Origin of the sequence: Shewanella sp. SM32 (genome assembly GCF_025654235.1) — a bacterium.
Classification (GTDB): domain Bacteria; phylum Pseudomonadota; class Gammaproteobacteria; order Enterobacterales; family Shewanellaceae; genus Shewanella; species Shewanella oncorhynchi.
Genome location: NZ_JAKKRO010000072.1, coordinates 1 through 23,516 on the forward strand (window position 1 = coordinate 1; position 23,516 = coordinate 23,516).

The window sequence follows — 23,516 nt, forward strand, 5'->3', positions numbered from 1 at the left end:
TGGTTTTGGTTGTTTTACCGTTCTTACGGTTGGCAGAGGTACTGGTGGCGAGGTGCTCCTCAAGTTCGGCATTAAGCGCGGCTTCAGTAAGCTGTTTAATCAAAGGGGTGAGGATACCATCCTTGCCCGTGAGGTCTTGGCCTTCACGCAAAGCTTGAATGGCGGCATTGATATCAAATGTAGGTGCAGTCATAAATCATCTCTTTTGGGTTTATTTTAAAGAAATGACACAGAAATTTGAACACTACCGATTTCTGCCTGCCATTTAGCTAAAAAGTTGAATGTTAGAACACCTAAAGTACAAGTTATGTTAGTTGAGTCCCCGAATATTCCCACTATCGGTGTTGGTGAAGGGACTGTACCTATGTTACGCGAAACATTAAAGTATTTTGGTATTCGAGAAGATGAGTTTATTCGTTGCTGTGACGTAACATTTAAGCAGAGTGTTAAATTCATTGATTGGAATAAACCCAATTCAGGGGAGTACTATCACCATTTATTTGATTATCCCTACTTTAAAGACGTTACTTCAACTTGGCTTAATAAATCTCTTTCAGATAGAGGCCGCTACGCTGATCTTGTGTCAGTTCAAGGTCATTTGATTGATGCGGGACTTGGACCTAAAGTGATGACACAGCCTCAATATCGAGGTGCTATGCATTACGCGTATCATCTCGATGCTGCAAAGTTTACCAAGATGTTAACCAAATTTGGTGTTGAACAGTTAGGCGTTAAACATCTTCTTGCAGAAGTCATTGATACAAAAATGGACGCTCTGGGACATATCTTAGAGTTACATACTGATAATGCTGGTGTATTGAATGCGGACTTGTATGTTGATTGTACAGGATTTAGTGCTCAACTCATTGGAGATGCATGTAAAGTTCCCTTCGTTGATAAGAGTGACATCTTGTTTGTCGACTCAGCATTAGTTGTGCAGCTTCCTTATGAAGATAAATATACGCCTATCCCTTGTTTCACTAAATCAACAGCACAAGAGGCTGGCTGGATATGGGATATCGGTTTGTCTGAACGTCGTGGTGTTGGTTATGTGTATTCCAGTCAATATTCATCAATAGAGCAAGCTGAGAGTGTATTGCGGGAATATCTTGGTAAAGCAGCAGAACACGTCTCGTTTCGACACATACCGATGAAGGTGGGGTATAGAGAGAAATCGTGGCAAGGTAACTGTGTGGCGATTGGTTTGTCGAGTGGTTTTGTTGAACCTCTAGAAGCGACTGGTCTGCTTATGTTTGATGCGACAGCCAGAATGTTAGCCGAATGTTTTCCTGCTAATACTGACGTTATGCCACTTGTGGCTAATCGTTATAATCAGCGCGTATCGAATGCTTGGAATCGGGTGATTGATTTTATTAAACTTCATTATGTCATCGCTAAACGAATGGATACGCCATTTTGGGTTGATAATAAAAATGAAATAAGTATTCCAGACACATTAAAAGAACATTTAGAATTGTGGCGCTATCACATACCGACTGCCTATGACTTTACTTCTACGCTAGAATTTTTCAATTTAGAAAATTATTTATATGTACTCTATGGCTCAGACTTTGAGTCAAAATTAGAGAGGAAATTAAATGATGAAGAGGAAAGGCTTTTCACGGTAATGACCGAGAAATTAGGCAAGCAGGTTACATTACTCAAATCGCAATTATTACCCCATAGAGAGTTAATTGAACGTATCAAGTTGTATGGCATCCAACTTAATTAATGGTTGAATTAAATGGTAAGTAGAGCAAGATTTTTAATCTTGCTCTTTATTATTTTAAATATTTTTTATTTTCGCTAAGAATTCTTGATGTGATAAAGATTGCTCTTTTGCTCTAAACTGTTGTGTTTTTAAGTTGTCGAGTATTCTTGATATTTCATTTTGGGGACAAGGTATATGAATTTCAGGAATATGCTGCATACCATAAAGTACGTAGCGATAATTCTCATCTGTAAAAACTGAACTATATCCATTGGCAAGATCGACATACTCACAAACTTTGTCTTTCCATAGTGTCATTTTTTGTTCTAGAGCAGGGATGAATGCTGAGCTTTGTGCGGCTTTTTGCCAAAATTCATTTTCATCTCTATCAGTTAAGCAGTAATGAAGTACGATAAACTGTCTAAGATCGGTATACAAGCCGTTCATTGCGGTATTATATGACGTCCTTATTGCTTGGGAGGGATTTGATGACGTTAAATGCGTCGCTAGCAATCTTGCACCTAAGTTTATAAGATGCAAGCCTGTCGATTCTAAGGGTTCAATAAATCCACCTGCGAGACCCATTGCAATACAATTTCCAACCCAAAATTCACGTCTACAACCTATCTTCATATCTAAGTGAACAGTTCTTATGATCTCTTGTTCATCGCCAAGATAAGCTTTTAATTCAGCCTCAGCCTGTTCCCTCGTTAGACTATTGCCATCGTAGACATAACCCGTTCCTTGACGATTCGTTAGGTCAATTTCCCAAGCCCAACCATGACTAAGCGCTGTTGCTGTCGTATAGGCTCTTGGTAGCTGGTGAGGCAGATATTCCCGCTGCATTGCAACGGCTTTATTGCAAGGTAATTCAGTTTCGAATGATTGCCAGTTATCATTCTTTAGACTTTGAATTAAAAGCCCTTTAAAGCCTGTGCAGTCGATAAATATGTCGCTCTTGAATGAGCCTAGGTCAGTTACAACCTCAGTGATGTTGCCATCATTAACCAAAACGTCCGTTACATTTGCTTCTACATGCTCTACACCTGCTTGGGTGGCTTTACGCTTTAAAAAGGCCGCCATGAGCGTCGCGTCTAAGTGGTAACCATAGGGGACAATACCTTGATATTGGTTCAAGTATTGCGTTTTAGGGCTTAAGTTATTTTGCATTAAGCTAAATGAAAGACTTGTTGCTTCAGCAAAGGGAGTGCTGTTTGATTCATTAATCTGATTATTTAAAATCCAAGCACTTGCATTATCAATTTTTCCAGATGGTTTTTGTTGCTCAAATGGATGGAAATATTCATGCATTTTACCATCGACTGCTTTCATCCAGTTACGAAATAATATGCCGGTCTTTAATGTTGCGTTAGTTTCTCTAAGTAGTTCATTTTCATCTAATCCCATAGCCGCAAAGAAGAATCGTAGACTATGAACGGTAGCTTCACCAACGCCAATAATACCAATTTCTTTACTTTCGATAAGTCTAATATCAATGATATTAGACGAATGGTTATATAACTTACTCAAGTAGAGAGCCGTCATCCAACCTGTGCTACCGCCACCGACAATAGTGATACTTTTTAGCGGAGAATTATTCATCTTAATGTTTCCTATTAACTCGCCAACATGACGCTACCCGTCAAAATGATCCAAATGGAGAAAAAGAGTTTTAATACTTTTACTGGGAGAAAGAGTGCTAATTTACGAGCGAGTAATCCTCCGATAATGGCGCCTGGGCCTGAGAATAAAACTAGCTCAAAGAGGGCATGGCTATTTGTTGAAAAAATATGGATAGGGCTTGCCGACCAAACGGTAATCGCAGAGACAACAACGCCGGTGGCGACCGCCATTTTAGCGCATAGTCCCCGTAACATCAGATAAATGACGACTAATTCACCGACGCCTACCGATAACCAAGCTGTGATAATGCCGCCGAAATAGCCTATGAGAGCGAGCCAAAGAAAATCGACAGGCCTTATAGCGCGAGTTATTGGCGTGCTACTTTTGCTACTAATAACGATGGCGATACCGAGTACAATCGAGAAGATGCTGAAACTTGTGTGTAGCGAAGAGGGCGAATTGAGTTGTAGTAATTGGCTACTCCAGAAACCTAAGACAGAAAAGAAGGCTGCAAGTAATGATGCTTTTACAAAACCAGACCATGCATCATCTTCTCGATGGTGCTTTTTATAATGCAGTGACCATGAAATTGCGCCTGCTGTCATGCCAAAGCATTGGATCATAAATGAAGTCGAGACACTTTGAGACTCACTAAAGTTGAGGCTCGAAAATACCGGAATAAAGATGACGCCACCGCCAGCTCCCGTCGAGTTTGCAAATATCGCTCCTGTGATGCCTAGAAAAACGAAGCGTCCATATTCTTGGATAAGATCAAATAGCGAATGAAAATGGTTCGCCCAAAATAACCAAGCTCCACAGAGTAGTAATACCAAACTGAGGTTTAGGTAATACCGATTTAAGCGCGGAGCAGGCTGGGTATTATTGGGCACAAGTGTGTTAATGGGATTCATCAATAGCTACCGTGATCTTTGTCATGTTATCGCTATGTTATCAATGAAAGACAGCGTTGTCACATAAGCTTGAATAAATAAAATAAACATTTTAAGTATATGAAAAATTAGCATTAATTATGTCTTTTCATAAAAAATAACAATAATTGTCAAAAAAATGTAGAAATCCTGTTCTTTCTTGTGTACTTTAATAATGACAACGCTGTCATCTGCTTGTGTGACGCGTTGTTTGTAAGGTCTGCATGAGAGGATGAGGTCTCCTTATCATGTGTTTGGCAGGAGTATTGCTGTCGGGCGGCGATACGTTTGTCTTTGATATTTTGATAGTCTCTCCCCAGAAACTAGCGTGGGCTGGGTACTGTAAGCTGTGCCCAGCCATTTTTTTTAGGATGTTTTTACGGTATTACTCAACTGCCTACCTCAGCACTTGAACGTTAGCGGCATAGATAAATAAAACTCACTGGTATAAACCAGATAATAAAAGAGGCTGCAATTTATGGCGATTCATTTAACGGCTGCGATGCGTGTCATTGCAATTGGCATGTCGAGTGTCATTGGCCATGTCACCGCACTCATCATGACAAGAAGAACGGTTTGCATACCCCTGTTTATAATGGCATTAGCGTTTTTTTCGGCATCTTCCTCTTTTGCTGTATTTGCTACCGACACAGCCACAAACAATTTAGCTTCAAATTCTGATGTGTCTAAATCGTCTGCACAGGTTTCAAAAAAAATCACCACCGCGATACAGCAGGAATGGTTGCTAAAGTTACTTGAAGAAGCACTGCGGCGCTCGGATTCGGGTTATCAAGTGCAAGAAATGTCGACTCAAATGAATCAAAAGCGCAAGGTCGAAGAAGCACTCGCTGGGACAGTAGACATGTTTTGGAGCATGACCTCAAAAGAATTGGAAGAAACTGTGCTTCCCGTGCGCATTCCATTGTTTAAAGGGTTACTCGGTAATCGGCTGCTGATTATCCGTAAATCGGATGAAGCACGATTTGCTAATGTGAAAACCATGGCAGATTTTAGGCAGTTAAAGGCGGGGCAAAATCGTTATTGGCCCGATGCCACGATTTTAGAAGCCAATGGATTACCCGTCGTCACTAGCTATCAGTACATCAATTTATACCCCATGTTAGAAGGCGGGCGTTTCGATTATCTTGCCCTCGGCGCCCAGGAAATTGGCGAAGAACTCGCAAATCACCCCGATCCCGTACTTAAGATCGATAGCCATATCCTGCTGCAATATCGTTCGCCAGCTTATTTCTTTGTTTCCCCTAAGCGCCCCGAACTTGCTGCGGCTATTTTAGCCGGGCTTGAAAGTATGGTAAGCGACGGCTCTTTTGATGAGATGTTTAATCGCGAGCTTAAAATTGAGCAACTGTACCGTGAGGCTAAGTTTGAACAACGAGTGATTATCCGTCTTGATACACCTGATTTAAGTCCATTAACACCAATAGAACGCACAGAATTATGGTTAGATCTTTTTAGTATGCAAGGTGCAAAATAATGAAAACATTAGCCTTAAAAGTACAGATTGGATTAGCGGCAGCAATTTTTATGATTGTTAGCGTTCTGTTCGGTGCATCTTACTGGTTGGCGAACGATAAATTGGCTGCCAGTGAAACTGAGTTTGAAGAAAATACCGTCGCCAATTTACAAGTCACTATGGCGCAGCCCATCTTCACCTACGACTATGAGCAGATCCGTGCAGTGCTATCTGTGATGCTTAAATCTGCGCAAATTTATCATATTGTCGTGAGTGACCATCGCGGTAAAGTATTAGCCGAGAGTCAACAGGCTCAAACAGTGGCCGATGAGTATCTAGTGAAACGTGAAATTCAATTTGCTGATCAAGGCAACCCAACGGGCCAATTGGCCATTCAGTTTTCTATGTTGCCTATTCGCGCTCAGTTGTCAGATTTACTCTTAGGTTATTTCTTGCAGGCGTTGTTAATTCTCGGTGGTAGTTTATTTGTGATCTTCATTATTCTTAAACGTTTAGTGATTAATCCACTGGATAATATTGTTCGCGCCATGGAAGAAATTGCCAGCGGTGACGGTGATTTATGCCACAGATTACCGGTTGAGAGTCAGGATGAGATTGGTCAGCTTGCTAAGGCATTTAATGGTTTTGTAGAGCAAATCCACGGCACGATTTCCAAAGTGCACGAAACCTCAGGGCAATTACTGGGCGATGCTAAAGCGCTGGGGTCGCTGTCGCAAACGAATAATGATCGCGTGCAAACCCAACTAAAAGAAACCGAGGCCGCAGTGACGGCGGTAACTCAACTGAGCGCCAGTGCTAACGAAGTCGCCATTAATGCCAAGCGCACCGCGGACGTGGCGAGTCAGGCCGATAAAGCGGTCGATGACAGTCAGCGTCAGTTCGATTCGGGATTAGACATCACTCGTAAACTGGCATCTGAATTAGCCCACTCGGCATTGTCCGTTTCACAGCTACAGCAAGAAACCCAAAAGATTGATGAAGTGGTCGTGGTGATCAACAGCATTGCCGAACAAACCAACTTACTGGCGCTTAATGCTGCGATTGAAGCGGCGAGGGCGGGTGAACAAGGGCGCGGTTTTGCTGTTGTTGCCGACGAAGTGCGTACGCTGGCGAGCCGAACCCAACAGGCAACTGGTGAGATCCAGAAGATGATCCTGCAGGTCCAGAGCCGAGTGGCCGAAACGGTCACTGTGATGCAAGCGAGCCAAGCCCTCTCAACTCAGGGCGTTAACCGCTCAGAAGAAATTAAGTTAGTGCTTACTAAAGTGACTGATTTAGTCTCAAATATCAGTAATATGAACATCGAAGTTTCCCATGCGGCACAGGAGCAAACCTGCGTCACCGAAGCGATTTCTCGCACGTTAAATGATCTTGCCAATGTCTCAGGTTCAGCCTCACTCGATAGCGAGCACTTAGCGCACTCGAGCGAGCGACTGTTTCACCAAGGGGAAAGACTGCGGACGTTAGTAACTTCCTTCAGATTGTAGCCATTTCTGGAGCTAGATAAGGATAATCATGAAAAAAACACTTTCAACAAGCGCCATTTTACTGGCTTTAGGATTAACGGCCTGTTCCGAGGCGCCTTCCGCAGCGTCAGCCGATAAGGCTGTGGCTCAAATACTGCAAGTTCAGGACGCATTAACTCAAGCGCAGTTGCAACAACTCGGGGATTCGTTAGTCGTAACTTACCGTGTTGTGACCAATATGCCAGACGATAAGTGCCTAAAAGATAAAGCCGATGGTCGCTGTTTTGTCGCTCAAATTGATTTCGTCCCCAGTATGGATTTAGCCAGCCAAGATTGGGAAATTTATTTAAGCCAAATGCGCCCAGTGCAATCGGTTGAAAGCGGTGAATTGACGATAACGCACGTTAAAGGCGATTTACATCGTATTACGCCAACGGCTGCTTTTAAGGGATTTGTTAAGGGCGAGAAAAAGCAACTGACATTCCGTGGTGAGCCGTGGCAATTGGCTGAAACCGACGCTATGCCAAACTATTACCTCGCAGCAAAAGGATTAGAGCCCGTCATTATCGCCAGCACTCAAGTGGGTAAAGATGCCGAAACGGGTTTAGAGACGCGTCCGTATGTTGAAGGGGTTACGAATTTTAAAACCCAATATCAACGCACTGAAACGGATAAACTCGCGCCAGCCGATGCCGCGCAATTATTTAAAGCCAATCGAAGCGTGAGTGACGATGCCGCCTTGGCTGTGGATACCATTATCCCAACGCCACAAAAGGTGAAGATCCATTCAACCGATACACCAGTATCCCTTGCTGGTGGTATTAAGCTCGAATATCAGCATGATAACCCAGAGCAAAAGCGTCAAGTTGCGGCGGCGGTGGTACGTTTAGCTCGCCTAGGTGTGGCTGAATCTGCGAGTGGCATTACGGTGAAATTTGCCAGCCAAAAAGGGGATGAGGGCAGTTATCGCTTAGATATTCAGCCAACTGAAATTGTGATTGCTGCCAATGATGCGGCGGGCTTCTCTTACGGTTTGTCATCATTAGCAAGCCTTGTGGATGTGAATTCGCTGAAAGTGAATGCGATGACCATTGAAGACAGCCCACGTTATCCGTTTCGTGGTATGCACATTGATGTGGCACGTAATTTCCACAGCAAACAATTGTTGCTGGATTTGCTCGACCAGATGGCGGCTTATAAGCTCAATAAACTGCATTTACACATGGCTGACGATGAAGGTTGGCGTTTAGAAATCGACGGGTTACCTGAGCTGACCGACATCGGCAGTAAACGTTGCCATGATCTTGCTGAAAATACCTGTCTGTTACCGCAACTGGGCAGTGGTCCTTTTGCGGAGTCGAGCGTTAATGGTTTCTATACTAAACAAGACTATATCGACATAGTGAAATATGCCGAGGCGCGTCAAATTCAAGTGATCCCATCAATGGATATGCCGGGTCATAGCCGCGCCGCGATTAAAGCGATGGATGCGCGTTTTCGTCGATTACAGGCTGAAGACGTAGAGCTTCAAAACACGGGCAAAGTGCAGGTTGTCCCTGTGCAGGAAACGGCAAATCAAGCTAACACAGCGGTAAAAGCGTTAGATGCGGGCGAGCGTCAATTGCAAGCTGAAGGGCAAACCACTGCAGCTGAGCAATATTTGTTATCCGATGCAAACGACAAAACGGTTTATTCTTCAGTGCAATATTACGACGACAATACGCTTAACGTGTGTATGGAATCGACCTATCAGTTTGTCGATAAGGTGATTGATGAAATAGCCAAGCTACACCAAGCCGCGGGTCAACCATTGACGCGTTACCACATTGGTGCCGATGAAACGGCGGGAGCTTGGAAACAATCACCCCAGTGTTTAGCATTTGTCGCCAATAACGATAAAGGCGTTAAGTCGATAGATGACTTAGGCGCTTATTTTATTGAACGAATTTCGACTATGTTAGCGGCAAAAGGCATTGAAGCTGCAGGATGGAGCGATGGCATGAGCCATGTTCGCCCTGAGAATATGCCCGCTAAAGTGCAGTCTAATATTTGGGATGTGATTGCCCATAAAGGTCATGAGCGCGCCAATCAGCAGGCGAATCTTGGTTGGGAAACCGTGCTCTCTAATCCAGAGGTGCTGTACTTTGATTTCCCCTATGAGGCCGATCCTAAGGAGCATGGTTATTACTGGGCGAGTCGTGCGACCAACAGCCATAAAGTCTTTAGCTTTATGCCTGATAACTTAGCAGCCAATGCCGAGCAATGGACCGATATTGAAAATCAGCCGTTCGAAGCGGACGACAGAATAAAACTTGATGAGGCGGGTAACAAAGTCTCGGGTCCAAGGGAGAAAGGCAAGCCTTTTACTGGCTTGCAAGGGCAGATTTGGAGTGAGTCGATTCGCAGTGACGATACGATTGAATATATGGTGTTCCCGCGTTTGTTGATGTTGGCCGAGCGTGCTTGGCATCAAGCGGCATGGGAAGTACCTTATCAATATCAAGGTGCTGTATATAATCAAAGCTCGGGTGCTTTTACTTTAGCCATGCGTGATGCACAGGCAAAGGAGTGGCAAAAACTTGCAAATACCTTAGGCCATAAAGAGTTTATTAAGCTAGATAAAGCGGGGATTGATTATCGCGTACCGACGGTCGGCGCCGAGATCCGTGACGGTAAACTGTTTGCCAATATTGCCTATCCCGGCCTTAAACTCGAATACCGTAGCCTCAATGGCCAATGGCAAGCTTATCAAGCGGGATTGGCGGTCACTGCACCGATTGAGATCCGTGCCATTGCGGCCGATGGTATTCGTAAAGGCCGAAGTTTAATCGTTAACTAAATCGTTTTTATATCTGGCTGTATTTTAAAGATAAAATACAGCCTTTTTGTTTTTCTGTGTCAGTGATTGCCTAAATTTGATTTTAGATCATAAATCACTTAAAAAAGTAAATGACAACGCTGTCATTTTTGCTGTAACATTGAGTTAACTAAAGTTGAGCGCTGTATTAACGGCAAATAATAAGCAACGGTAGCGCTGCATTGATAGGTGAAGAGGGGTGTCATGGGGTTAGTCCAGACAAAAGATCAACCACTGTTTATAGGTGTAGATGGAGGCGGTAGTAAATGCCGAGCCACCATCTACTGCGCAGACGGTACCGTTTTAGGGACAGGTGTTGCAGGACGTGCAAATCCACTGCATGGTCTCACACAAACATTTGAATCCATTGAAGCATCGACTCGCCTGGCGTTGCTAGATGCGGGTATGAACGAGAGCGATAGCCACTTGCTGGTGGCGGGTCTTGGTCTTGCTGGCGTAAATGTCCCTAGGTTATATCAAGATGTTATCAACTGGCAGCATCCTTTTGCAGCCATGTATGTCACTACCGATTTGCATACGGCTTGTATTGGTGCCCACCGCGGTGCCGATGGCGCGGTGATCATCACGGGTACTGGCTCTTGCGGTTATGCCCATGTTGGTGATACCAGCTTGAGTATTGGTGGTTATGGTTTTGCATTGGGCGATAAGGGCAGCGGTGCTTGGCTTGGATTAAAAGCTGCGGAACACGTGCTGTTAGCACTCGATGGCTTTGCCGTACCAACTCGATTAACCGATATGCTGTTGAATGAATTTGGTGTCACCGATGCGCTCGGCATTGTCGAAAATCTAGCCGGTAAATCATCAAGTTGCTACGCCGCATTAGCCAGAAGCGTACTCGATTGTGCCAATGAAGGTGACGCGGTAGCGACTGCTATCGTACAAGAAGGTGCTGATTATATTAGCGACATGGCGCGTAAGTTATTTAGCCTAAATCCGGTGCGTTTTTCTATGATCGGTGGTCTTGCAGGGCCTCTACAAGCTTGGCTCGGTGCCGATGTCGTCGCTAAGATTTCAGAAACCTTAGCCCCCCCCGAACTCGGTGCTATGTATTTCGCCCAGCAAGAATTTAATAAGTCGTTGTCAGTGCACATAGGCACTGAAGCCAAATCCTGTATTTGAACGTGAAGGTAAAAGACATGACAAACACTATTATGGAACAAGAAGCTCGCACTGCACCGCAAAAAATTGCGGGTCAATTAGAAGCTAACGCTGACATCATGCAGCAGTTAGGTGAGAAACTGCGCGCCTTCGCCCCTCGTTTTGTGATGATAGTAGGTCGCGGCTCATCGGATCATGCGGGAGTGTTCGCTAAATACTTATTTGAAATTGAAGCGGGTGTACCAACCTTCGCCGCCGCGCCTTCAGTGGCGAGTGTGTATGGTAAAACTTTGAAACTCGAAGGCGCGCTAGTGATTGTGATTTCACAATCTGGCCGTAGCCCTGATATTTTGGCGCAGGCGCGTATGGCAAAAAATGCTGGTGCTTTCTGTGTTGCCTTAGTGAATGATGAAAGTGCACCGATTAAAGATATCGTCGATGTCGTTGTGCCTTTACGTGCCGGCGAAGAAAAAGCCGTTGCCGCAACTAAGAGTTACCTCGCGACCTTGTCGGCGATTTTACAACTCGCCGCCGCTTGGACTCAAAGCGAATCGCTCGCTAGCGCTGTAGCGTCTTTACCCCAAGCGCTGCAAACGGCGGTGGACGCTGAGCCGCAGCTCACGCCAGAATCCGTTGCCGACGTGAAGAACTTAGTCGTACTCGGCCGTGGTTTAGGTTATGCGGTATCCAAGGAAATCGCGCTTAAGCTAAAAGAAGTGTGTTCAATCCATGCCGAAGCGTTCAGCAGCGCCGAGTTCCTCCACGGCCCTGTCACTTTAGTTGAGAAAAAACTTACTATCGTCGATGTGTGTATTGGCGATGAATCTTACGCTAGCCATATTGAACAAATTGAAAACGTGAGCCAACGCGGCGCCGATTTAGTGCATCTGAATCAAACCTCGACGGACATTCACCCTCGTGTTGCTCCGTTAGCGTTATTACAACGTTTCTATATCGATGTGGCTGCGGTTGCGATTGCCCGCGGTATCGATCCCGATCAACCGGCAGGTCTTAAAAAAGTGACCCAAACGCTCTAAGCCGCCGAGCTTTAAGTGGCCAAAGTTTAAGAGGTTTAGGTGCTGCGGATTAGATTTAGCGGACTTTTAGCTGCACGATTAAGCAGCTGCACGATTAAACCTGTTCAGCTAAGCTCGTGCAGCTAAGCCCTCGCAGTGAACTTAATTTAAGACTTAAGTCACTCGTGTTATTTATTGAAAGAGGTTTGCGATGAAAATCACCTTGATCGCCGGGCGTATTTTTGATGGTGAATATTTCCATCAAGATGTGCCTGTAACTGTTGAAGACGGGCACATTCTGGCGTTTGATACGGTTGTTGGCGCGAAGGAAATCCGCCAAGCCGGAACGCTGGTGCCTGGTTTTATCGATGTACAAGTGAACGGTGGCGGCGGGGCGTTATTCAATGCCGATCCGAGTGTTAATTGCATTGAAACTATCGGCCGTGCCCATGCGCGTTTTGGCACGACAGGATTTTTACCTACGCTTATCACCGATGATGTCAGCGTGATGGCCAATGCGGCCGATGCAGTGGCCGAGGCTTTAGTCAAAGGTAGCGCTGGTGTTTTAGGAGTGCATTTTGAAGGGCCACATTTATCTGTGCCTAAAAAAGGTGTGCATCCACAGGGCTTTATTCGCGAAATCACCGATGCGGAACTCGCCGTATTTTGTCGTCAAGATCTGGGGATTAAAGTGGTCACGCTTGCGCCTGAGAATGTGTCACCAGAGGTGATCCGCACGCTTGTCGCCTCGGGCGTTAAGGTGTGTTTGGGTCATTCTAATGCCGACTACGATACTGTGGTTGCGGCATTAGCGGCAGGCGCGACGGGCTTTACCCACCTTTATAATGCAATGTCTCCTCTGGGCTCCCGTGAGCCAGGCATGGTTGGCGCGGCGATTGAGAGTGAAACCGCTTGGTGTGGTTTGATTGTCGATGGTCACCATGTGCATCCCGCGGCGGCAAAGGTCGCACTACGGGCAAAACCTAGAGGCAAAATGATGTTAGTCACCGATGCTATGCCGCCAGTTGGTATGGAGGATGAGACTAGCTTCGAGCTTTTTGGTACTCGAGTGTTAAGAGTCGGCGATAGATTAAATGCCGTGACAGGTGAGCTGGCGGGTTGTGTGCTCGATATGGCGACTGCGGTCAATAATACGGTGAACTTGTTAGGTTTACCTTTGGCGGAAGCCTTGAGAATGGCGGCGTTATATCCCGCACAGTTCCTCGGGATTGAGCATAAAGCTGGCCGTTTAGCAGTGGGACATAGGGCTGATTTTGTCTTGCTCGATGCACATAACAAAGTGCAGGCAAACTACATTGCGGGACGGGCAGTCTATTCAGGGCCGATTTATGCGGGCCAGGCAATAGGGGCACACCCTTAAATCGCTTTCGCAGTTTAGGTGATTTTTAACATCTATACCCAAACTACCTGAAAATGCAGGATTCAGCGGGAATTTAACGCACTTTAGGCAATGCCATCCATGGCGATTGCGGTTATTTGCAGACCTAGTGGACTAAGTTAAAAATAACCACGCAGTATAAAGTGCGTTAAAACCCGCCGGGACGGAGTGCCTAGGGCGCTCCACTTCCGTGTTGCATCAATTCAAAAGGTGGCCGACATTCTTTCATTGATGCGCCTTGAATTGAAGCACCCTAGGCACTCTGAAACTCGTATCTTCAGGTAGCTTGGGTATAGCCCTTGTCATATTTTGATGACAGGGGCTAAGTTTTTTTATTGTACAGCACTCATTTTAAACAGTATTAGTTTTGTACAGTATTAGTTTTGCTCAACTTTTATAAAAGCTTTTAATAACAATAATAAAGGATGATGGCATGGGGACTACACAGACAAACGCAATTATGCCAGCAAAGGTGAATAAACCTAGGTTGATGTCTCTGGATGCACTGCGCGGCTTCGATATGTTTTGGATTTTGGGCGGTGAGGCCCTGTTTGGGGGCTTGCTTATTTTAACGGGCTGGGCAGGTTGGCAATGGGGCGATGAACAAATGCACCATAGCCAATGGCATGGTTTTCACTTCTACGATTTGATTTTTCCGCTGTTTATTTTCCTCTCTGGTGTGGCCTTAGGTTTATCTCCCAAACGTTTAGATAAATTACCGATGAAGGATCGATTACCTGTGTATCGGCATGGGATTAAACGACTCTTTTTATTGCTGCTACTGGGCATTTTATATAATCACGGTTGGGGTACGGGCGCGCCTGCCGATCCTGAAAAAATTCGCTATGCCAGTGTGTTAGGTCGAATCGCCTTTGCATGGTTTTTTGCCGCATTATTGGTGTGGCACACGAGTCTACGAACCCAAATTATCGTCGCCTTGGGCATTTTGCTTGGTTATGGCGCAATGCAACTTTGGTTGCCTTTCCCTGGTGGACAGGCCGGCGTGCTCTCGCCAACGGAATCCATCAATGCCTATGTCGATTCGATTTTATTACCCGGCGTGAGCTATCAGGGACGCACGCCCGATCCAGAGGGGTTACTGTCGACTATTCCCTCCATAGTCAATGCGTTAACGGGTGTGTTTGTCGGTCACTTTATTGTTAAATCCCATCCTAAAGGTGAGTGGGCTAAAGTGGGATTGCTCGCCGCTGCGGGTGGCATTTTCTTAGCCTTAGGTTGGCTGTTAGATCTTGTTATTCCGGTCAATAAAGAGCTGTGGACCAGTTCATTTGTGCTGGTGACGTCGGGCTGGAGCATGATACTGCTGGCGGTATTCTATGCCTTAGTCGATGTGCTTAAGTGGCAAAAATCCGCATTTTTCTTCGTGGTGATAGGCACGAACGCCATCATTATTTACTTAGCGTCGAGCTTAGTGGATTGGAAATATATCGCTCAAAGCGTGTTTGGCGGCTTAGTGCTGGCCTTGCCTGAAAGCGCTCAAGCGTTAGCTGCGGTTGTCAGCTTGCTCGCGGTGCAGTGGCTGGTTTTATATTGGATGTATCGCCGCAATATTTTTGTCAGGATTTAGTCAGTTCGCTTAATCGCTTGAGATAAGCCGCACACACTCAGTGTCTGCGGCTTTTTTTACATTATTTGCTGGATGTGAGTCATCACTTACTTACAACTTAGCTATCGGCCAATTGATGATTACGAGGGAATATTCGCGAGAATTTATTAAATGACAGCGTTGTCTTTTTGTGTTATTTGTTTTAACATCACTGAAACAATGGTGCGTTTGGATGATAACATTAGCCATTGCGGACGAGTCGCGATACGGATATTCGGGAACTTAGGCATTAATTTAAACCCCGTTATCACCTCAATAATTAATTACTATAAGAAGCAGGTTTATGGAAATGACACTCGATAAAAGCCAGCAAAAAAGCAGCTTTCTCCCCATGGCCATAGTGGCCGCTCTCTTTTTCATCCTCGGATTCGCCACTTGGTTGAATGGGTCTTTGATGCCGTATTTGAAACAAATATTGCAACTCAATCCCTTTCAAGCGTCGTTGATCCTGTTTTCTTTCTATATCGCAGTGACTTTTACTGCCTTGCCATCCGCCTGGCTTATTCGCAAAGTCGGTTATAAGAATGGCATGGCGATCGGCATGGGCGTGATGATGCTGGCGGGTTTACTGTTTATCCCCGCCGCGGAAACCCAAATATTTGCCTTGTTCCTATTGGCCCAATTAGTGATGGGCACAGGCCAAACCCTATTACAAACTGCGGTTAACCCTTATGTGGTGCGTTTAGGCCCTGAAGAATCCGCCGCTGCCCGTGTGAGCGTGATGGGCATTTTGAACAAAGGTGCGGGTGTGATTGCGCCTGTGGTGTTCTCTGCACTGATTTTAGACAGCTTTAAAGACCGTATCGGTACTGAGCTGACTCAAATTCAAATTGATGAAATGGCTGACGGTTTAGTATTGCCGTATTTAGGCATGGCGATTTTTATCGGCATTTTGGCGTTAGCGGTAAAAAAATCCCCATTACCAGAATTATCCAATGAAGATGAAGCCGTTGAAAATACCGATAAAGGGCAACTTAAAGCGGCGCTGTCTCACCCTAACTTAGCTTTTGGCGTGTTGGCGCTGTTTTTTTATGTGGCGGTGGAAGTGATCGCCGGTGACACTATCGGCACTTTTGCGTTATCACTCGGGGTTGAACATTACGGGGTGATGACCTCCTATACCATGGTGTGTATGGTGCTAGGTTACACGCTTGGTATCCTGTTAATTCCTCGCTTTATTTCACAGCATAAGGCTTTGATGGTGTCGGCCATTTTAGGTTTATTACTGACATGCGGTATTTTGTTCGGCGACAATAACTCCTACGCTATCGCGAATGTTGTGTTAGTGCCTTTTGGTGGTGTCGCGCTACCTGACACCCTGTTGATGATTGCCTTCCTTGGTTTAGCCAATGCGATCGTTTGGCCTGCAGTATGGCCGCTAGCCTTGTCTGGTATGGGCAAATTGACCAGCACGGGTTCAGCGCTCCTCATCATGGGGATTGCTGGTGGCGCCTTTGGTCCAGTGTCTTGGGGCTTAATGAGCTCGGCGACTGATATGGGCATGCAGGGCGGTTATATTGTGATGTTGCCCTGTTATCTGTTCATCCTGTTCTACGCGGTGAAAGGCCATAAGATGCGTAGTTGGTAGACCAGTCAGCTTGAATAGCTAAAAAGAAGCCCTCGATGATGAGGGCTTTTTTGTGTCTTAGTTGGACCAAGCTAAGGCGAAATTAGAACGCGTAACTTACGCTCGCAAGCACGGTATCTGAGTTTTTGAATGCGCCATCAGAGACCTTTTGGTCACCGCTGAGATCTGTGCCCAACCAAGCTAATGAAAGTCCAAAGCCTGACAGTTCAGTCGATACACCAATGGAGTAATCTGAATAGCTATCGAAGCCTTCTCCATCATCTAAGGCATCACCCACGTTATAGCCGTAGTGCAAATCTAGGCTCCAATTCTCGACAAATTCGTAGGAGTAGTTTAGTTCTCCATAGTGATAATCTAAGTCAGTACCACCGTAATCATTGGTAAACCAATAGGCTAGGCGAAAGCCCTTAAATTCCATACCCGTAATCACTTCGAAATAACCTATATCACTCTCGCCTGAGTAGTTATAACGGTTAAGGGTGATGTCGTAGGTCAGATCTTCGTTGATCTCACCACCATAGGCGACATAGAAATCGTATTCGATCGCTGGGCCGTTATAACCTGGCTCATCAAAATCCACGTTACTTGCCCAAGCGCCGACAGAGAAACCTGAGTCGAAGCTCCAATCAATACCGCCTTGCAGGGCAGGATCGCCAGCGGTTTGTGATACGCCGCGAAAACGATAGTCGTTAGTAAGACTAATTTCCCCTGTCACTTCGGCGGCGGCAATGCCGGAGAATAGGGTCGTGGTTAGCGCGAGTCCGACAAGCTGTACCAGCCGTTTTTTTTTCAGATTATTATGCACGGTATTTCTCCCATTTTCTTTGTTGACTCGGACGTGTTACTGGCGACCATGGTTATTCAATCGCGCCAGAGCATCCGTTGGTTTGCCAAATAACAGCCTAGGAAAACCCGTTGCTGTGACCTCATGGCGAGTTATTGCTAAGATAACTTAGCTTTTTTGAGGCTAACATCAGCCTCGTTGATCTCACTTTTGTTCGAAAATGACGTAAACCTTGCGGCAGGGCTCCACGACTTCCCAAGTACCTTGAAAACCCGCGGGTATGATAAACCTGTCACCCACAGTGAAAGTCTGCGATTGACCTTGAAGATCTGTGATAACACTCATCCCTTCGAGGATTTCGCAGTACTCGTATTCAGTGTAGTTTATTTTCCAAGCGCCTGATTCACTTTGCCAAATTCCACTGTGAAATTGATCACAAGGGCTAGAATAATGATTCTCTAGCCCTTGAGTTGGATTGCCAGCTAACAACTTTTCCGTCGGTAACTGGTAGGTTTCGACGGGTGTTTGCGCCGTAGCAAAGCGAATAATGGCGTTGATACTCACAGTCATTTGCGATTTCCTTGTTGAGCTGACATTCGGCTATTTCATCGTTGGCATCACAAACTCGGCTTGAGTCTGTTTACCCACCGGCCAGCGGGCAGTAATTGCCTTACGCTTAGTATAAAAACGCACGCCATCGGGGCCATGCATATGCAGCGGCCCAAACAGTGAACGCTTCCAACCGCCAAAACTGTGGAACGCCATTGGTACCGGGATCGGCACATTCACCCCAACCATACCGACTTGCACGTGGTGGCAGAAATGCCGCGCCGCTTCACCACTTTGGGTGAAAATCGCCGTGCCATTGCCAAATTCGTGTTGGTTAATCAGCTCAAGCGCCGTCGGGTAATCTTTCACGCGCACAATCGCCAGCACTGGGCCAAAGATTTCTTCGCGGTAGATGCTCATATCTGGCGTGACATGGTCGAACAAACAGGCGCCGAGGAAATAGCCCTGTGGATTTTCTTCAACACTCAGTTTACGGCCATCGACCAGCAGCACTGCACCTTCTTGCACACCGGCTTCAACATATTGGGTGACCTTGGCAAGGTGTTGTTTTGAGATCAGCGGACCCATTTCCATCTCTGGCGTCAGGCCGTTGCCGACTTTTAAGGTTTGGATTTGCGGTAGCAGTTTTTCCACTAACGCGTCGCCCACATCGCCTACCGCGAGTACGACTGAAATTGCCATACAACGCTCACCAGCACTGCCGTAAGCGGCACCCATTAAGGCGCTAACAGCTTGATCTAAATCTGCATCTGGCATGAGTAACATATGGTTTTTCGCGCCGCCTAAGGCTTGCACGCGTTTGCCATGTTTAGAGGCTGTGCTGTAGATGTATTCGGCAATCGGCGTTGAGCCTACAAAGCTCACCGCTTGCACATCTTTATGGGTGAGTAAGGTATCGACGGCTTCTTTGTCGCCGTTAATCACGTTAAACACGCCATCGGGAAGACCCGCTTCTTTAAGCAGCTCGGCAATCCGCATCACCGAGCTTGGGTCTTTTTCCGAGGGTTTCATAATAAAGGTGTTACCGCAGGCAATCGCGATTGGGAACATCCACATGGGAACCATCACGGGGAAGTTAAAGGGTGCTATGCCTACGACAACACCTAAAGCTTGATTAACTGACCAAGAATCGACGCCGCCACCGACTTGCTGGGTGTGTTCACCTTTAAGCAAGTGCGGAATACCACAGGCAAATTCGACCACTTCGAGACCACGGATCAACTCGCCCTTAGCATCGTCGATCACTTTGCCGTGCTCACGGGTGATAAGCTGCGCCATTTCATCTAGGTGTTGCTCGACTAAGGCTTTGAATTTAAAAAGCACTCGAGCACGGTTGAGCGGCGTGACTTGCGACCAGGTTTCAAAGGCGGTTTTAGCGATCGCGATGGCTTCGCCGACTTCGGTTCCGCTTGCCAGTGAGACTTGGCCACGTAGCTCACCCGTGGCAGGTTCAAAAATATCTTGGGTTCTGGTACTGGCAGGGGTGTGCTGACCATTAACAAAGTGAGTGATCTTGAGCATAGTTAACCTTTGAAGTTCCCCGCCGCAGCGGGGTGTTAAATGTGAGAGTGGAACGAACCGCTGGTGCTATTATCCAACGGCGTTAATGGCATCGCTTAGGCTATTAACCATTTGGTCAATCTCGCGTTTATCGACAATCAGTGGCGGTGACATGGCAATGATGTCGCCCGTGGCTCGTACTAAAGTGCCGTGGCGGAAGCAGTGTTCAAACACGCCGTAACCCCGCTTACCCGCGCCTTGAGCGTTAGGGGAGAATTGAATCCCCGCCACTAAGCCTGTGTTGCGGATATCAATCACATTCGGCAACCCTTTGAGGCTGTGCACTGCGTCTTCAAAGTAGCGCTCAAGCTCAAAACTACGTTCGAATAATTGCTCATGCTCATAAATCGATAGTGTGGCAAGTGCGGCTGCTGCTGCGACTGGATGACCTGAATAGGTGTAACCGTGGAAAAACTCAATCAGTTCTGTGGGGCCTTGCATACAAGTGTCGTGGATAAAATCTTGCACAAACACTGCACCCATAGGGATGGCGCCGTTATTGATGGCTTTAGCTGTGGTGATAATGTCTGGAATAACGCCCCAACGTTGACTCGCAAAAGCGGCGCCAACGCGGCCAAATGCGGTAATGACTTCGTCAAAAATCAGTAGGATGCCGTGCTTTTTAGTGATTTCACGCAGACGTTTTAAGTAACCTTGTGGCGGCAATATTACCCCTGCAGAACCCGACATAGGTTCAACGATTACGGCGGCAATATTCTCGGCGCCATGCAGGGTCACTAGTTGTTCTAATACTTCGGCTTTTTCAGCGCCAAAGTGCGAGAATCCACGGGTAAATGCCGCATTTTGGATATCTAAGGTATGAGGTAAGTGATCGACGCCTTGCAATAATTGGCCACTAAATGCTTTGCGGTTATTGCTTAATCCACCGACAGAGATGCCGCCAAAACCTACACCGTGGTAACCCATTTCTCGGCCGATAAAGCGGGTGCGTGAGGCTTGACCATTGGCTCTGTGATAGCAAAGTGCCATCTTAAGCGCAGTATCGACGGACTCAGAACCTGAGTTAGTAAAGAAGACTTTGTTTAATCCCTCAGGACTGAGCTCGACTAAGCGCTCGGCAAGTTCAAAGGCAATCGGATGACCCATTTGGAAGGAGGGCGCGTAGTCCATCTGTTTAATTTGTTTGCTGACCGCTTCGCTGATTTCCTTGCGACCATGGCCTGCGTTACAACACCATAAACCTGCGGTGGCATCTAACACTTTATTACCATCAATATCCTTGTAATACATGCCTTCGGCCTTGGCGAGTAACCGCGGACTGGCTTTGAATTGGCGGTTAGCGGTAAAAGGCATCCAGAAATGTTCAAGTGAGGGATGCTCAGTTGAAGATTGATGTGAAGCATCACTTGAGGAATTGAGCGGCAAATCGGCCATAGTGTCTACCTTGTCCTGTATCTTCAGGTCTTGTTTTAGGGTGGCTAATATTTGCTATGCTATGTTAGAAATAATGAACATGGAAGAGCCGTGTGCAGTTATTTGTGGCAAAAAAGCTATTTTTGTAAAAAATATTGAATTTTATTGCTTAAACAGCGTAACCTGAAGCTCGGATTATGACTGTGATGATGTTTAGCATTTGCGTTAAAGTCGTCACAGCCCCTATTTTCTTGTCGATGAACGATAAACCACACCTATACGAATTATTAAGAGGTCATCATGAGCACACCGAAGAAACGCAGCGAATGGGAAAGTCTGGCTGCCAGCCTGTCTATTAATGGTAAGGCGTTTATCAATGGCGAATACCAAGATGCCGTTTCGGGTAACACCTTTGATTGTATTAGTCCTATTGATGGTCGCTTGTTGGTAAAAGTGGCGAGTTGCGATCTTGCAGATGCTAATCTTGCGGTTGCTAATGGCCGCAGCGTATTCGAGTCTGGTGTTTGGTCGCAGCAGTCTCCGGTAAAGCGCAAACAAGTGATGATACGTTTCGCCGAGTTACTGGAGGAAAATGCCAATGAACTCGCGCTGTTAGAAACCCTCGACATGGGTAAACCAATTCGTTTCTCCAAAGCGGTGGATGTGGCGGGTGCTGCCCGTGCGATTCGCTGGTCTGGCGAAGCGATTGATAAAATTTACGATGAACTCGCGCCAACGGCTCACAATGAAATTGGCATGATCACCCGTGAGCCTGTGGGGGTTGTCGCCGCGATTGTTCCGTGGAACTTCCCAATGCTGATGGCGTGTTGGAAGCTCGGGCCCGCGCTGGCCACGGGTAATAGTGTAGTATTAAAACCCTCTGAAAAGTCACCCTTAACGGCTATCCGTATGGCGCAACTGGCTATTGAAGCTGGGATCCCAAAAGGCGTACTCAACGTGTTGCCAGGATTTGGTCATACTGTGGGTAAAGCCTTAGCGTTGCATATGGATGTGGATACGCTGGTTTTCACAGGTTCCACCAAAATTGCCAAGCAATTAATGATTTACGCTGGTGAGTCGAACATGAAACGCGTGTGGCTAGAGGCGGGAGGCAAGAGCCCTAATATCGTCTTTAATGACGCGCCAGATCTCAAAGCCGCTGCTGTTGCTGCTGCCGAAGCCATTGCTTTTAACCAAGGTGAAGTTTGCACCGCAGGTTCGCGTTTGCTGGTGGAGTCCGGGGTTAAAGATGAGCTTATCGCGCTTATCGCAGAGGAGCTAGCCTCATGGCATCCAGGGCATCCACTCGATCCCGCCACTGTGAGCGGCGCCGTTGTTGATAAACAACAGTTAGACACAGTACTCAGTTACATCAAAGCGGGTAAAGACGAAGGTGCAACCTTAGTCCACGGTGGCTGCCAAGTTATGGCCGACACGGGTGGTGTGTATGTGCAGCCAACGGTATTTTCTAACGTAAACAATCAGATGAAAATTGCCAGCGAAGAGATCTTCGGTCCTGTGTTATCTGTTATTGAATTTAATGGCATGGAAGAAGCGATATCAATAGCCAACGATACCATCTACGGTTTAGCCGCTGGCGTGTGGACATCGGATATCAGCAAGGCCCATAAAACCGCTAAAGCCCTGCGTTCTGGTATGGTATGGATCAACCATTACGATGGCGGCGACATGACAGCGCCATTCGGTGGCTATAAACAGTCAGGTAATGGCCGAGATAAATCTCTGCACTCCTTCGACAAATACACAGAATTGAAAGCGACTTGGATCGTGTTATAACCGCTCTTTTTTGTCTATATTTGTCTATATAAGAGAAGGAGCCGCTTTCGCTCAATACTAAAACCTCTTTTCATCGTACATGGAAAGAGGTTTTTTATTTTTTGTAGCTCAAGGTGTCCCCATTTTTTCTAAGCCATATTTTACTTGTAAAATCTGTATCTGCTGCTGTGGATAAGATGTTACAGTCTTGATTCATTATATTGTTGCTCACTCATACTCGATAGAATATTGACTTTAAACACTCCCATTAATATCTCAATTTACTTCCATTCTTATCTGCTTCATAAATATCGTAAGTTATCGCTTATAAATTTGTGGCTTTCAAACATTACCATTAATGCATTTAGTCATAGTGTAGTGATGTGATGGACGCCTCAGCACCTAAGCTTGCAGTATTATGCCAAGCTTAAAGCTGACAAATAGTTCTGGAGGTTTCCATCATGGATATTAAAGTTATTGGTATCGATTTAGCCAAAAATGTTTTTCAAGTTTGTGTTTGTCTTATGGATAACTCTGTCATGAGTAACAAAAAGGTTAACAGAAACAAGCTGCTCGATAAAATTAGACAATTCCCCGAAGGTAGCCTTATTGCTATGGAGGC

General features: G+C 46.0%; 16 protein-coding genes and 2 pseudogenes. 11 read left to right on the forward strand and 7 right to left on the reverse strand.

Annotated elements, in window-relative coordinates; genetic code table 11:
- Positions 1 to 193: pseudogene (locus L5M10_RS20620) on the reverse strand (IS256 family transposase); the annotation flags it as partial.
- A gap of 57 nt (positions 194 to 250) precedes the next feature.
- Here L5M10_RS20620 and L5M10_RS20625 point away from each other — a divergent pair.
- Positions 251 to 1,732, forward strand: coding sequence for a tryptophan halogenase family protein (locus L5M10_RS20625; RefSeq protein ID WP_263255818.1), 1,482 nt, complete (start codon positions 251 to 253; stop codon positions 1,730 to 1,732).
- Between the two features lie 54 nt (positions 1,733 to 1,786).
- Here the strand turns inward: L5M10_RS20625 and L5M10_RS20630 are convergent, their stop codons facing one another.
- Both L5M10_RS20630 and L5M10_RS20635 read right to left on the reverse strand, forming a co-directional pair.
- The gene (locus L5M10_RS20630) at positions 1,787 to 3,313 is read right to left on the reverse strand and encodes a tryptophan halogenase family protein (protein ID WP_263160892.1); all 1,527 of its coding nucleotides are present in this window, start codon (positions 3,311 to 3,313) and stop codon (positions 1,787 to 1,789) included.
- Between the two features lie 14 nt (positions 3,314 to 3,327).
- Positions 3,328 to 4,245, reverse strand: a complete 918-nt coding sequence (locus tag L5M10_RS20635) for a sulfite exporter TauE/SafE family protein (RefSeq protein WP_263160891.1) — start codon at positions 4,243 to 4,245, stop codon at positions 3,328 to 3,330.
- Between the two features lie 496 nt (positions 4,246 to 4,741).
- On the opposite strand from L5M10_RS20635, the gene L5M10_RS20640 reads away from it, so the two are divergent.
- From L5M10_RS20640 to nagP, 8 genes are all read left to right on the forward strand, one after another.
- The gene (locus L5M10_RS20640; RefSeq protein ID WP_263160890.1) at positions 4,742 to 5,758 is read left to right on the forward strand and encodes a substrate-binding periplasmic protein; all 1,017 of its coding nucleotides are present in this window, start codon (positions 4,742 to 4,744) and stop codon (positions 5,756 to 5,758) included.
- Positions 5,758 to 7,245 carry a methyl-accepting chemotaxis protein gene (locus L5M10_RS20645; RefSeq protein WP_263255815.1) on the forward strand — a complete coding sequence of 496 codons (1,488 nt, stop codon included), beginning with the start codon at positions 5,758 to 5,760 and terminating at the stop codon, positions 7,243 to 7,245. Before L5M10_RS20640 ends, L5M10_RS20645 begins: the two co-directional genes overlap by 1 nt.
- Before the next feature lie 28 nt (positions 7,246 to 7,273).
- The gene (locus L5M10_RS20650) at positions 7,274 to 10,063 is read left to right on the forward strand and encodes a family 20 glycosylhydrolase (RefSeq protein ID WP_263160888.1); all 2,790 of its coding nucleotides are present in this window, start codon (positions 7,274 to 7,276) and stop codon (positions 10,061 to 10,063) included.
- A 222-nt stretch (positions 10,064 to 10,285) separates the two neighbouring features.
- Positions 10,286 to 11,221 (forward strand): N-acetylglucosamine kinase, encoded by a 936-nt coding sequence (gene nagK / locus L5M10_RS20655; RefSeq protein ID WP_263160887.1) that lies wholly within the window; start codon positions 10,286 to 10,288, stop codon positions 11,219 to 11,221.
- A 17-nt stretch (positions 11,222 to 11,238) separates the two neighbouring features.
- On the forward strand, positions 11,239 to 12,237 hold the full coding sequence (gene nagB-II / locus L5M10_RS20660) for a glucosamine-6-phosphate deaminase NagB-II (RefSeq protein WP_028760900.1): 999 nt from the start codon (positions 11,239 to 11,241) through the stop codon (positions 12,235 to 12,237).
- Positions 12,238 to 12,427: 190 nt separating this feature from the next.
- Positions 12,428 to 13,597 (forward strand): N-acetylglucosamine-6-phosphate deacetylase, encoded by a 1,170-nt coding sequence (nagA, locus tag L5M10_RS20665; RefSeq protein WP_263160884.1) that lies wholly within the window; start codon positions 12,428 to 12,430, stop codon positions 13,595 to 13,597.
- Between the two features lie 451 nt (positions 13,598 to 14,048).
- Positions 14,049 to 15,203: a transmembrane glucosamine N-acetyltransferase NagX gene (nagX, locus tag L5M10_RS20670; protein ID WP_263255816.1), complete on the forward strand. Its 1,155-nt coding sequence runs from the start codon at positions 14,049 to 14,051 to the stop codon at positions 15,201 to 15,203.
- 328 nt (positions 15,204 to 15,531) lie between these two features.
- Positions 15,532 to 16,830 (forward strand): N-acetylglucosamine MFS transporter NagP, encoded by a 1,299-nt coding sequence (gene nagP, locus L5M10_RS20675; protein WP_012196774.1) that lies wholly within the window; start codon positions 15,532 to 15,534, stop codon positions 16,828 to 16,830.
- Positions 16,831 to 16,912: 82 nt separating this feature from the next.
- Here nagP and L5M10_RS20680 read toward each other — a convergent pair whose 3' ends face one another.
- From L5M10_RS20680 to L5M10_RS20695, 4 genes are all read right to left on the reverse strand, one after another.
- Positions 16,913 to 17,635: a TorF family putative porin gene (locus tag L5M10_RS20680; RefSeq protein WP_263160881.1), complete on the reverse strand. Its 723-nt coding sequence runs from the start codon at positions 17,633 to 17,635 to the stop codon at positions 16,913 to 16,915.
- A gap of 183 nt (positions 17,636 to 17,818) precedes the next feature.
- A complete protein-coding gene (locus L5M10_RS20685; RefSeq protein ID WP_263160879.1) occupies positions 17,819 to 18,184 on the reverse strand; it encodes a cupin domain-containing protein in 366 nt (121 codons plus the stop codon).
- Between the two features lie 30 nt (positions 18,185 to 18,214).
- The gene (locus tag L5M10_RS20690) at positions 18,215 to 19,705 is read right to left on the reverse strand and encodes a CoA-acylating methylmalonate-semialdehyde dehydrogenase (RefSeq protein WP_263160877.1); all 1,491 of its coding nucleotides are present in this window, start codon (positions 19,703 to 19,705) and stop codon (positions 18,215 to 18,217) included.
- A gap of 69 nt (positions 19,706 to 19,774) precedes the next feature.
- On the reverse strand, positions 19,775 to 21,139 hold the full coding sequence (locus tag L5M10_RS20695) for an aspartate aminotransferase family protein (RefSeq protein ID WP_263255817.1): 1,365 nt from the start codon (positions 21,137 to 21,139) through the stop codon (positions 19,775 to 19,777).
- Positions 21,140 to 21,418: 279 nt separating this feature from the next.
- Here L5M10_RS20695 and L5M10_RS20700 point away from each other — a divergent pair, with 279 nt between their 5' ends.
- Complete coding sequence (locus L5M10_RS20700; RefSeq protein WP_263160875.1) at positions 21,419 to 22,915, forward strand: aldehyde dehydrogenase; 1,497 nt, start codon at positions 21,419 to 21,421, stop codon at positions 22,913 to 22,915.
- 440 nt (positions 22,916 to 23,355) lie between these two features.
- A pseudogene (locus tag L5M10_RS20705) lies at positions 23,356 to 23,516 on the forward strand (IS110 family transposase); the annotation flags it as partial.

What these genes read in the sequence shown, in the direction of transcription:
- nagP (WP_012196774.1), top strand. Translation starts at nt 15,532, where the DNA reads ATGACACTCGATAAAAGCCAGCAAAAAAGCAGCTTTCTCCCCATGGCC.
- nagK (WP_263160887.1), top strand. Translation starts at nt 10,286, where the DNA reads ATGGGGTTAGTCCAGACAAAAGATCAACCACTGTTTATAGGTGTAGAT.
- L5M10_RS20640 (WP_263160890.1), top strand. Translation starts at nt 4,742, where the DNA reads ATGGCGATTCATTTAACGGCTGCGATGCGTGTCATTGCAATTGGCATG.
- L5M10_RS20700 (WP_263160875.1), top strand. Translation starts at nt 21,419, where the DNA reads ATGAGCACACCGAAGAAACGCAGCGAATGGGAAAGTCTGGCTGCCAGC.
- L5M10_RS20685 (WP_263160879.1), bottom strand. Translation starts at nt 18,184, where the DNA reads ATGACTGTGAGTATCAACGCCATTATTCGCTTTGCTACGGCGCAAACA.
- L5M10_RS20690 (WP_263160877.1), bottom strand. Translation starts at nt 19,705, where the DNA reads ATGCTCAAGATCACTCACTTTGTTAATGGTCAGCACACCCCTGCCAGT.
- L5M10_RS20650 (WP_263160888.1), top strand. Translation starts at nt 7,274, where the DNA reads ATGAAAAAAACACTTTCAACAAGCGCCATTTTACTGGCTTTAGGATTA.
- L5M10_RS20630 (WP_263160892.1), bottom strand. Translation starts at nt 3,313, where the DNA reads ATGAATAATTCTCCGCTAAAAAGTATCACTATTGTCGGTGGCGGTAGC.
- nagX (WP_263255816.1), top strand. Translation starts at nt 14,049, where the DNA reads ATGGGGACTACACAGACAAACGCAATTATGCCAGCAAAGGTGAATAAA.
- nagA (WP_263160884.1), top strand. Translation starts at nt 12,428, where the DNA reads ATGAAAATCACCTTGATCGCCGGGCGTATTTTTGATGGTGAATATTTC.
- L5M10_RS20695 (WP_263255817.1), bottom strand. Translation starts at nt 21,139, where the DNA reads ATGGCCGATTTGCCGCTCAATTCCTCAAGTGATGCTTCACATCAATCT.
- L5M10_RS20635 (WP_263160891.1), bottom strand. Translation starts at nt 4,245, where the DNA reads ATGAATCCCATTAACACACTTGTGCCCAATAATACCCAGCCTGCTCCG.
- nagB-II (WP_028760900.1), top strand. Translation starts at nt 11,239, where the DNA reads ATGACAAACACTATTATGGAACAAGAAGCTCGCACTGCACCGCAAAAA.
- L5M10_RS20645 (WP_263255815.1), top strand. Translation starts at nt 5,758, where the DNA reads ATGAAAACATTAGCCTTAAAAGTACAGATTGGATTAGCGGCAGCAATT.